General features: G+C 38.9%; 3 protein-coding genes. All 3 read right to left on the bottom strand.

Going from position 1 to position 3000, the window contains the following annotated elements:
- Positions 1-282: 282 nt before the first annotated feature.
- Positions 283-1617, bottom strand: coding sequence for a type I glutamate--ammonia ligase (gene glnA / locus AC1DSL_RS16815; protein WP_016427485.1), 1335 nt, complete (start codon positions 1615-1617; stop codon positions 283-285).
- A 46-nt stretch (positions 1618-1663) separates the two neighbouring features.
- Complete coding sequence (locus AC1DSL_RS16810) at positions 1664-2044, bottom strand: MerR family transcriptional regulator (protein WP_016427486.1); 381 nt, start codon at positions 2042-2044, stop codon at positions 1664-1666.
- Positions 2045-2155: 111 nt separating this feature from the next.
- Positions 2156-3000, bottom strand: an 845-nt coding sequence (locus tag AC1DSL_RS16805; protein WP_477533083.1) for a methionine gamma-lyase family protein, incomplete at its 5' end; no start/stop codon positions are given.

The raw sequence follows: 3000 nt of genomic DNA, 5'->3' as shown, positions 1-3000 counted from the left end.
AGAACGCATAACCCCTTTGGAACCTACAAAACCCCCAACAATCAGAAAGAGGAATTTGCTGTTACGGAATTTGATTCCAACCCTAAAAATATGGTTAACAACAAAAACAAGAATCAACAAACCAACAAGATAAATAAATAATACGATTTAAAGGTGAGACCTATATGGTATCTCAACCTAATTTATGTTGTATCCCAAATATGCAAAATTATCGCAGGTCTTTCATGAACTTTTTTCCGTAAAAAAAAACGTTGGAAGTCTTAAAGACTCCAACGTTTTTTCTTAATACATTTTCAAATATTGTTCGCGTTCCCATGGGTGTACAGACGTACGGAACATATCCCATTCAATTTCTTTTGAATCCACGAAGTTAGCGTAGATGTGCTCGCCTAAAGCTTCACGTATCGTACTATTTTTTTCAAGTTCTTCTAAAGCTAGATGTAAATTAGCAGGAAGATCCTCTACACCATTTGCAAGACGTTCTTCTTTATTCATTACATAAATGTTGCGATCAACTGCTTTTGGTGGAGTTAGTTTGTTTTTTACTCCATCAAGACCAGCTTTTAATATTACTGCCATTGCTAAGTAAGGGTTAGCAGCTGGATCCACTGAACGCACTTCTACGCGTGTACTTACTCCGCGTGAAGATGGGATACGGATTAGCGGGCTACGGTTTTGTGCAGACCATGCAACGTAACATGGAGCTTCGTATCCAGGTACTAGACGTTTGTAAGAATTTACTGTCGGATTAGTAATCGCTGTAAATCCTTGAACGTGTTTCAGAATACCTGCCATGAATTGATAAGCTGTTTCACTTAACTTCAGGTCACCCGTCTCGTCAAAGAACGCATTCTCTTTACCTTTGAATAATGAAACGTTCATATGCATCCCTGATCCATTCACACCAAACAATGGTTTAGGCATGAATGTCGCATGCAATCCGTGTTTACGGGCAATTGTCTTAACAACTAATTTAAACGTTTGAATATTATCACATGCAGTTACAGCATCTGCATATTTAAAGTCAATTTCATGTTGACCTGGAGCTACTTCGTGATGGGAAGCTTCGATTTCAAAGCCCATTTCTTCTAATTCTAGAACGATATCACGTCGGCAGTTCTCCCCTAAATCCATTGGTGCTAAGTCAAAATAGCCACCAGCGTCATTTAGTTCAAGCGTAGGCTCACCGTGTTCATCTAATTTGAATAAGAAAAATTCTGGCTCTGGCCCTAAATTGAAATCTGTAAAGCCTAACTCTTCCATTTCTTTTAATACACGTTTTAAGTTACTGCGGGGATCTCCTGGGAATGGTGACCCATCAGCTTTATTTACGTCACAGATCAATCTTGCAACTTTCCCTTTACCAGTAATCCACGGGAAGACTACCCATGTGTTCAAATCTGGCACTAAATACATATCAGACTCTTCAATTCGTACGAAACCTTCGATTGAAGAACCATCAAACATCATTTTATTGTCGAGAGCTTTCTCAAGCTGGCTTACAGGTATCTCAACATTTTTAATCGTCCCAAGAATATCAGTAAATTGTAAACGGATAAAATTAACCTCTTGCTCTTTAACAAACTTATGAATGTCGCCTTTTGTGTACTTGCTCACTTCTTGTCACTCTCCCAATTATTATTTATATATTTATAATGCTCGTTTAATGGTAAAAACGAGATAAATCCCCTTGTCTTAAAGAAGCCTTCTGATATCTTCCTGCCTGTTGCATTTCCATACGTAAGATATTACGTAATTCAGCATCCGTTAATTGAGCTTTCGCTTCCTGGATAATTGGCTGGTTTTTCATTTCAAACAATTTCTTTATTCCAGCCATATTGATTCCTTGCTCAAGAAAATCTTTGATTTCAAGTAGAGTGTCGACATCAATTAATGAAAACATTCGTCGATTACCTTCAGTACGGGCAGGATGTATCAAATCATGATCCTCATAATAGCGAATTTGCCGTGCAGTCAACTCTGTCAGCTGCATGACGATGCTAATTGGTAATAATGGCATTGACCTTCTTAATTGCTGACTCACAAAGCTCACCTCCGCTTTCACATGTCTTATCATATTATATGTGAGGTTTCCTGTCAAGTGCATGTCATATTATCTAACATGAAAAAAATCCTCCCAAAAAGGAGGACGATTTTATTTTTCAAGATTTTCTGATTGCAATTGTTGTACCGCTGACAGAATCGCGAATTTCACATGTTCATATGTTAATCCACCTTGGATATATGCTGTATAAGGAGGTCTGATGGGACCGTCTGCTGTTAATTCGATACTGGAGCCTTGAATAAAAGTACCAGCAGCCATAATGACATCATCTTCATATCCTGGCATATATGCGGGCTCGGGTGCGAAATGTGCATTAATTGGAGAATTGGCTTGAATAGCTTTGCAAAAACGTATCATTTGTTCAGCTGTTTTAAAAGATACGGACTGGATGAGGTCTGTGCGTTTTTCCATGTAATGAGGAGACGTATCCATGCCGATGCTTTCAAGCATCGCTGAAGTAAAGATGGCACCTTTGACAGCTTGCGCAACAACATGTGGTGCCAAGAAAAAACCTTGATACATATCAGCTAATGTATTTAAGGATGCGCCTGCCTCTCCTCCTATACCCGGAGAAGTCATGCGGTAAGCACACATATCTACATACCTTTTCTTACCAGCTATATATCCTCCGATTTTTGCAAGGCCACCCCCTGGATTTTTAATAAGGGATCCGGCCATCAAATCGACTCCAACGTTAGTCGGTTCAAGCTCTTCTACAAATTCTCCATAACAGTTATCAACAAAAATAATAGCTTGCGGTTTTAAGGTCCGAATTTTTTTTGTCATCACTTCAATTTGTTCAATGGTAAACGACGGGCGGTTTGCATACCCTTTTGAACGTTGAATTGCTATGACTTTCGTTTTCTCAGATATGGCTAGTTCCACTTTGGTCCAATCGATTTGTCCGTCTTCTTGTAAATCGACATGTTGATAGG

The organism is Paenisporosarcina sp. P4_D4, assembly GCF_056401835.1.
Note: the sequence above shows the minus strand (reverse complement) of the source record. Positions and strands in the feature narration are given on the sequence as shown.